Below are 7,928 nucleotides of genomic sequence, written 5' to 3'. Positions count from 1 at the left end.
GGGGGGGGGGGGGGGGGGGGGGGGGGGGGGGGGGGGGGGGGGGGGGGGGGGGGGGGGGGGGCCCCCCCCCCCCCCCCCCCCCCCCCGAAGTGCTATACGGCGTAGAGCTGATCCCTATACAGTGTATGGGGTCTGCTCGTGTCCCTACGCCGCACCAAGGACGTGCCATGCCCGTGGACCCAGCCCCGGACCGTCCCACCCCCGCTGACCAGCCCGTACGCAAGAACCACGACGACCGGCACCCGCAGCGCTGGCTGATCCTCGCCGTCATCTGCCTCGCGCAGCTCACCGTGCTGCTCGACAACACGATCCTGGGCGTCGCGATCCCCTCGCTCACCCGCGAGATGGGCGCGAGCACCGCCGACATCCAGTGGATGGTCAACGCGTACGCGCTCGTACAGTCGGGGCTGCTGCTCACCGCCGGCAGCGCCGCCGACCGCTACGGGCGGAAGAAACTGCTGGTCGCCGGGTTGCTGGTGTTCGGCGTCGGATCGGTGGCCGCGGCGTACGCGCCGGGGCCCTGGCAGTTGATCGCGGCGCGGGCCGGGATGGGCGTCGGTGGCGCGCTGCTGATGACGACCACCCTCGCCGTCGTGGTGCAGGTCTTCGACGAGGAGGAGCGGACCAAGGCGATCGGCCTGTGGGGCGCGGTCGGCTCGCTCGGGTTCGCCGCCGGGCCGCTGATCGGCGGGGCGCTGCTCAACCACTTCTGGTGGGGCGCGATCTTCCTCATCAACGTGCCGGTCGCGCTGCTCGGCGCGTTCGCCGTGCTCCGCCTGGTGCCCGAGTCGAGCGGCGCCGCCGGCGACCGGCCCGACCTGCTCGGCGCGGTGCTCTCCACCATCGGCATGGCCGGCGTGGTCTACGCGATCATCTCCGGGCCCGAGCACGGCTGGACCGCCACCCGGGTGCTGGTCGCGGCCGTGGTCGGGCTCGCGGCGCTGGCCGCCTTCGCCCGCTGGGAACTGCACCACCCGCACCCCATGCTCGACCTGTCCTTCTTCCAGGACCGCAGGTTCGTGGGCGCCGTCGCCGGCGGCGTGCTCATCGCCTTCGGCATGGGCGGCTCGCTCTTCCTCCTCACCCAGCACCTCCAACTCGTCCTCGGCTACGGCCCGTTGGCCGCGGGGCTGCGCACCGCGCCGCTCGCGCTGATGATCGTCGTACTCAATGTGACCGGCATCGGCGTCCGGCTGCTGCCGCTGCTCGGCACGCCGGGCACCATCCTCGCCGGCATGGGCCTGATCTCCGCCGGCCTCGCGGGCATCGGCGCGGTCGGCGACGACGGCTACGGCGGGATGCTCGCCGGCCTCGTCCTGATGGGCGCGGGCATGGCGGTGGCGATGCCGGCCATGGCGAACGCGATCATGTCGGCCATCCCGCCGGCCAAGGCCGGGGTCGGCGCGGGCGTGAACGGCACGCTGACCGAGTTCGGCAACGGGCTCGGCGTCGCGGTGCTCGGGGCGGTGCTGAACGCCAGGTTCGCCGCGCTGCTGCCGGCTGTCGCGGCCGGCGCCGGATCGCTGCCGAGCGCGCTGGGAGCGGCGCGTACCGAGGGCGAGCGGGCCGCGGTGCACGCCGCGTTCGCCAGCGGCATCCAGGTCAGCGAACTCGTCGGGGCCGCGGCCGTGCTGCTCGGCGGCGTCCTGGCCGCGGTCCTCCTCTGGCGCGCCGAGCGGTCGGCAACCCCCGTACGGGGAGCCGCCGAGCCGGCCGGAGCGGCATAGCATCGGGGGCGAACCACCCGGCGAACGATGGAGGAGCCCGCATGGCAACCGGCAGCAGCACGAGCAGGCCACGGCCCAGCGTGTGGTTGGCCGGCTGCTCCTCGGGCAAGCGCAAGGCGGACCAGCCGGCGGGCCTGGACCGGGACAAGATCATCGCGGCGACGGTGCGGCTGCTCGACGCGGAGGGCATGGCCCGCTTCTCGATGCGCCGGCTGGCCACCGAACTCGGGGTCACCGCGATGTCCGTGTACTGGTACGTGGACACCAAGAACGACCTGCTTGAGCTCGTGCTCGACCACGTCAACGGGGAAATGCTGCTGCCCGCCGAGGGCGAGCTCGACGCGGCGGGCGACGAACTGGACTGGCGCCGGCACCTGCGCCAACTTGCCGCCGAGTACCGCAAGGTGCTCGTCCAGCACCCCTGGGTGTCCCAACTGGCCGGCGAGTACCTGAACATCGGCCCCAACGCGCGCGCCTTCTCGGAGGCCGCACAGTGGGTGATCCGACGCAGCGGAGTGCCCGAGGAGGGCATGACGGCCGCGCTGAGCGTCGTCTTCCAGTTCGTCTACGGCTTCGGCACCATCGAGGGCCGCTTCGCGGAGCGCTGTCGCGAGGCGGGCATCAGCCAGGACGACTACTTCTACGAGGTCATGAGCGCCATCGAGGCCCAGCCCGACCTGGAGCAGTCGTTCGGCAACTCCACCCGCATCATGCGGGCCCGCGGCGGCAACACGGTCCAGGAGATGCGCGAACGCGACTTCACGTACGCCCTGGAGATGGTGATCGCCGGCCTTGAGGTGATGAGCGAACGCGCCGGCCACCACCCCGCGGACGTGGTCGACGGGGTGGGGCGGGGGTAGGGCTGCGGGGCTTGCGGGCCTCTGGCCCGTGGGCTTCGGGCCGCGGGCCGCGGGCCGCGGGCCGTGCGCCGGTCAGGCCGGCCCACGCATGGGTGTGGGGCGCGGCGCCGGCCGGCAGGCCGTCCCCTGCCTGTGCGCCGGCCAGCACCGCGCCCCACGTTCGGGGCCCACTCCAGACCCCGGGGCCCTGCACAGGGCCCCTTTTCCGGTCCCGGGCGGCTCCGCTCGGCCCCCGCGAGGGGGAACCGTTCGCTCAGCGGACGCCCGGGGCCGGGGCTGTGTCAGCGACCCCGCGGGTCGCCGTCCGTCGCGGCGGACGAGGCCGCCGGCTCCGACCGTCCCGCCAGCGGCGCGGCCCCCTTGGCCAACGCCACCTCGGGCGCACCGGCCGCACCGGTCGCACCCGCCACAGCGGCCCGGCCCGCCGCCTCGGAGTGGTCGTGCACCTTCGTCTTCAGCGCGACCTCCTTGATGAACAGCGTCACCAGGAAGGACAGCAGCGCCGCGGGTGCCGCGTACAGGAAGATGTCGCCCACGCCGTGCCCGTACGCGCCCTCGATGACGGTACGGATCGGCGCCGGCAGCTTGTCCAGGTCGGGGATGCCGCCCCCGCCGCCGGAGCCCTGCGGGACCTGCCCGCCCTGCGCGGCGAGCTCCCGGAAGCCGTCGGCCGTGTAGCTCTTGACCCGGTGCGCGAGCACCGCGCCCAGGGCCGAGACGCCGATCGCGCCACCGAGCGAGCGGAAGAAGGTGACGACGGAACTGGCGGCGCCCAGGTCGCTCGGGGCCACCTGGTTCTGCGTGCACAGCACCAGGTTCTGCATCATCATGCCGATGCCGAGCCCCATCAGGAGCATGTAGATCGCCATCTGCCAGTACGGCGTGTCGTACCGCAGCGTGCCCAGCAGCGCCATCCCGGCGGTGACCAGCGCACCGCCGCTGACCAGCCACGCCTTCCAGCGGCCGGTCTTGGTGATGACCTGGCCCGAGACGGTCGACGACACGAACAGGCCCATGATCATCGGGATGGTCATCACGCCCGACATGGTCGGCGACTCACCGCGCGCCAACTGGAAGTACTGGCTGAAGAAGACCGTGCCGGTGAACATCACGACGCCGACGAAGAGGCTGGCCACCGAGGCGAGCGTGATCGTCGCATTGCGGAACAGACGCAGCGGAATGATCGGTTCTGCGGCCCGCGTCTCCACCCAGCCGAAGACCAACCCGAGCAGCACGGCGCCGCTCACCATCGCCCCGGTCTGCCAGGAGATCCAGTCGTAGTTGTCGCCGGCCAGGGTCACCCAGATCAGCAGCAGGGAGACGGCGGCGCTGATGAAGAACGCGCCGGCCCAGTCCACCTTCACGTCCCGCTTGACCACCGGGAGCTGGAGGGTCTTCTGGAGCACGACCAGGGCGACGATGGCGAACGGGACGCCGACGTAGAAGCACCAGCGCCAGCCGAGCCAACTGGTGTCCGTGATGACGCCGCCGAGCAGCGGACCGCCGACGGTGGCGACCGCGAAGGTGGCACCGATGTAGCCGCTGTACCGGCCGCGCTCGCGCGGCGAGATCATCGCGGCCATCACGATCTGGGCGAGCGCGGTGAGCCCACCGACGCCGATGCCCTGCACCACCCGGCAACTGATCAACATGCTGGTGTTCTGTGACAGGCCAGCGACGACCGAGCCCGCCATGTAGATGACCAGGGATATCTGGACCAGCAGCTTCTTGTTGAACTGGTCGGCCAGCTTGCCCCACAGCGGAGTGGAGGCGGTCATCGCGAGCAGCGCCGCGGTCACCACCCAGGTGTACGAGCTCTGGCTGCCGCCCAGGTCGCTGATGATCTCAGGCAGTGCGTTGGTGACGATGGTGGACGACAGGATCGCGACGAACATGCCGAGCAGCAGCCCGGACAGCGCCTCCATGATCTGCCGGTGCGTCATGGGCGCGGGGGAGGCGTGCTGCGCGCCCGCAGCGGACGCCCCGTCTCCCCGCACACCGGAGGATGAGGTGGTGGCCATGGATTTCCTTCTCGCCTATTGCTTCGCGGGTGTACGGGTCGGGTCGAGGTCCGCCGCCGACGGCGGAGGCGGCTGCGGCACCGCTGGTACGGGCGGTGCCGGAGGTACGGGCGGTTCCGCTGGTCCGGCCGGCGCCGGGGGTACGGCCGCCGCCGGGGGTACGGCCGCCGCCGGCGGTACGGGAGTGGCGGCGGGCTCGGTCGGCCCCGCTGCACCGGTGGGCTCAACCGACTCAGCGGGCCCAGCCGGCCCGCCGGCCCCGGTGCGCTCGGTCGGCTCGGTGGCCGCGGCGGTCGGTGACCCGGGGCGGGTCCGGCAGTCGCCGAAGCTCTCCCGCAGCCGCGCCAACAACGTGTTGAGCTGCCCGATGTCCTCCTCCGACCAGCCGCTCAGGCAGTGCGCCAGCACCTCCGTATAGCGGTCGGCGACCTCGTCGAGCAGGGCCAGGCCGCGGTCGTTGATCCGCAGCAGCCGGGACCGCCCGTCCAACGGGTCGGGCTGCCGGTCGATCCAGCCGCGCTCGGTGACGTGCGCGGCGTGCCGGCTGGTCACCGAGATGTCGATGGAGAGCAGTTCGGCGAGCCTGCTCATGCGCATCTCGCCGTGCCGGTTGAGCACCATGAGCACGATCGCCGAGGCCGGCGGGCAGTCGGCGGGCAGCGTCCGGCCGAGGTCACGCTGGATGGCCACGGTGGCCGTGAGCTGTCGAGCCAACTCCCGGTACTGCTCCTGCGTCGCCACCTGGCGCTCCCTTCTGCGTCTTTCTGTCCACTGCCGGGCACCGCGCTGAACGCACTGGTCAGGCCGTTGTCGTGGGGCCGTGTCGAGGGTGTTCGGGCCGTCGGCCCGGCCAGTTCGGTGGTGGTCGGCCAGCGATCCGGTGGGCGCGGCCCGGGCGCCGCCCCCCGGGGCCGGGCGGGCCCGGGCGGGGGGGGCGGCCGGGCGGCGGGGGGGGGGGCGGGGGCGCCGGGGGGGCGCCCGGGCCCGCACACCGGCCCGCACACCCGCGGTACGCCGCCCTCACCTACGTCTGGCAGTCCAGCACCGTCCCGCACAGCCCGCACCTGGCCCGCAGCGCGCCGCGGACCGGGACCCGGATGCGCTGGTTGCACACCGGGCAGGGGAACCGGACGCGGAGCGGGTCCCGGCCCTCGAAGGCGTAGCCGGCGGCCGGGTCCGTGGGTTCCGTCGCGGGGAGGTCGCCGTGCGTGCGCAGTCGGTCCTGGGCCCGCCGCCGGTCCTTGGCGTAGTGGCGGCGGCCGGTCCAGCCGCTGGCGGCCAGCGGTGGTTGCCGCTCGTCGCGGCGCGCCCTGGCCTGCCCCTTCACGTACGCGTCGTACGCCTGCGGGCTGGTGAACCACGGTGCGACGTCTTCGCCGAAGACCTGGCCGCGCTTGGCGAGCACGTAGCCGAACTCCTCCGGCGTCAGATAGCCGAGCTTCTGGCGGGAGACCGAGCTCTCCCGGTACGCGTCGAGCAGCAGCCAGCCCGCGCCGAGGTAGGCAGCCGCGGTGTCGGTGAGGATCTCGTTGTCCCGGGTGCCGGGGAAGGCGAGGTCGAGGCGGTGCAGGTAGACGTGCATCACCTCGTGTGCGAGGGCGGCCCCGATGTCGCGGCGGTGGGTCTTGAACCGGGCGTTGAGCTCGATGAAGTACTCGGGCCCCGCGGTCAGTTCGACGTTGCCCGCGTGCTCCATCTCCCGGAAGCTGATGATCATCCGGGCGTCGGGCAGCCGTAGGTGACGCACCATCACCCGGGCGATGCGCTGCACCCCCAGATAGAGGTCGTCCTCGTCGGGGAAGGCCACGTCGACCGGTGGCACGCTCAGGGCGAAGGTGCCCACGGTGTCCTGGGAGAGGCGCCGGTAGAGCGCCGTGATGGCCGCGCGCACCGTCTCCAGGTGCGGAAAGCCGTGCTGGATCTCGCTGCCTGTCGCCGCCACGCCACACCCCCGCGTCATGGGCCCCGCTGACCTGGCCCAACTCTACGGACGCCGCCCGGCGTCGTCAGCGCCGCCGAGCGGTTGCCGGGCGTCCTGGCCGCAACTGGCGGGTAGGGAGCCCTTGTCATGCGGTTCACTCGGTACACATAATCGCAGTGCGCTTTGCGGGCTCACCCCACGGGGTCCGGACGTCTTACGGCTCGTCGCCTGGTCTGCACCAATTTTTTTCGGTGGATCTCCGGTGCCGAGTTCCGGATCTTCTCTTGGCATGGGCTCGCCAAACGCGTTCAACCCCCCACGAGAGGAAATCCGTTGTCCTTCCTGCGGAACGTCAAGAGAGGCGCCGCGTTCGGCGCCGTCGCCCTCGCCGCCTGTTCCCTCACCCCCGGCACGGCCTTCGCCCAGGGCGACCCCACGGGCCCGAGCACCAGGATCGTCGGCGGCACCCCGGCCGAACAGGGCGAATTCCCCTTCATGGTCCGGCTGTCGATGGGCTGCGGCGGCGCGCTGTACACCCAGGACATCGTGCTGACCGCCGCGCACTGCGTGGACGGCAGCGGCCCCAACACCGACATCGGCGTCACCGGTGGCGTGGTCGACCTGTCCGACCCCGCCGCCCAGACCGCCACCTCCACCGAGGTGCTCCAGGCCCCGGGCTACGACGGCACCGGCAAGGACTGGGCCCTGATCAAGCTCGACCGGCCGATCGACCAGCCCACGCTGAAGATCGCCGACACGGACGCGTACGACAACGGCGACTTCCAGATAGCCGGTTGGGGCGCCGACCGCGAGGGCGGCAGCCAGCAGCAGTGGATGCTGAAGGCCACCGTGCCCTTCCTGGACGACGCGACCTGCAAGGCCGCCGGCGGCTCGTACGCCGGGCTGGTGGACGACGAGGAGATCTGCGCCGGCACGCAGTCGGGCGGCGTGGACAGTTGCCAGGGTGACTCCGGTGGCCCGATGTTCCGCAAGGACGATGCCGGCGAGTGGATTCAGGTCGGCATCGTGAGCTGGGGCGAGGGCTGCGCCCGGCCCGGCAAGCCCGGTGTCTACACCCAGGTGAGCCACTTCGCCCAGGACATCAAGGGCGCGGCCGAACAGCTCGGCGGCTGACCGCAGGGGCGATGGTCTGCGGCCGGCCGGGGCTGGCCTTGGCCGGTTCGGCTGAAGTGACCGTGTGACCGTGTGAACGGGTCGTACGGGGCGGCGTCGGTGCCGTCCCGTACGGCGCCCGACCGTCCCGTGGCGCGCCCGGGCCCGCTGTGACACCTGACCGCGGGGGGGGGGGGGGCGCCCCCGCGCCCGGGGCCCCGGGGCCCGGGGGGGCCGGCCCGCCGCCGCCCCCCCCCGGGCACGGCGAGGCCTGAGGGCGGCGGGG

5 protein-coding genes and 1 pseudogene are annotated in these 7,928 nt (G+C 72.9%); 3 read left to right on the top strand and 3 right to left on the bottom strand.

Going from position 1 to position 7,928, the window contains the following annotated elements:
- Positions 1-167 precede the first annotated feature (167 nt).
- Together AAHZ94_RS24075 and AAHZ94_RS24070 are read left to right on the top strand one after the other, a co-directional pair.
- Positions 168-1,727: an MFS transporter gene (locus AAHZ94_RS24075; protein ID WP_349995145.1), complete on the top strand. Its 1,560-nt coding sequence runs from the start codon at positions 168-170 to the stop codon at positions 1,725-1,727.
- A gap of 41 nt (positions 1,728-1,768) precedes the next feature.
- Positions 1,769-2,587, top strand: a complete 819-nt coding sequence (locus tag AAHZ94_RS24070) for a TetR/AcrR family transcriptional regulator (protein ID WP_349995144.1) — start codon at positions 1,769-1,771, stop codon at positions 2,585-2,587.
- A gap of 448 nt (positions 2,588-3,035) precedes the next feature.
- Here the strand turns inward: AAHZ94_RS24070 and AAHZ94_RS24065 are convergent.
- From AAHZ94_RS24065 to AAHZ94_RS24055, 3 genes and pseudogenes are all read right to left on the bottom strand, one after another.
- A pseudogene (locus tag AAHZ94_RS24065) lies at positions 3,036-4,530 on the bottom strand (MDR family MFS transporter); the annotation flags it as partial.
- Positions 4,531-4,623: 93 nt separating this feature from the next.
- Complete coding sequence (locus tag AAHZ94_RS24060) at positions 4,624-5,349, bottom strand: MarR family winged helix-turn-helix transcriptional regulator (RefSeq protein WP_349995142.1); 726 nt, start codon at positions 5,347-5,349, stop codon at positions 4,624-4,626.
- A gap of 283 nt (positions 5,350-5,632) precedes the next feature.
- A complete protein-coding gene (locus AAHZ94_RS24055; RefSeq protein WP_349995140.1) occupies positions 5,633-6,568 on the bottom strand; it encodes a hypothetical protein in 936 nt (311 codons plus the stop codon).
- 294 nt (positions 6,569-6,862) lie between these two features.
- Between AAHZ94_RS24055 and AAHZ94_RS24050 the strand changes: the two genes are divergently transcribed.
- The gene (locus AAHZ94_RS24050; protein WP_349995139.1) at positions 6,863-7,663 is read left to right on the top strand and encodes a S1 family peptidase; all 801 of its coding nucleotides are present in this window, start codon (positions 6,863-6,865) and stop codon (positions 7,661-7,663) included.
- Positions 7,664-7,928 lie beyond the last annotated feature (265 nt).

Source organism: Streptomyces sp. HSW2009, from assembly GCF_040240285.1.
Lineage (GTDB): Bacteria > Actinomycetota > Actinomycetes > Streptomycetales > Streptomycetaceae > Streptomyces.
Note: the sequence above shows the minus strand (reverse complement) of the source record. Positions and strands in the feature narration are given on the sequence as shown.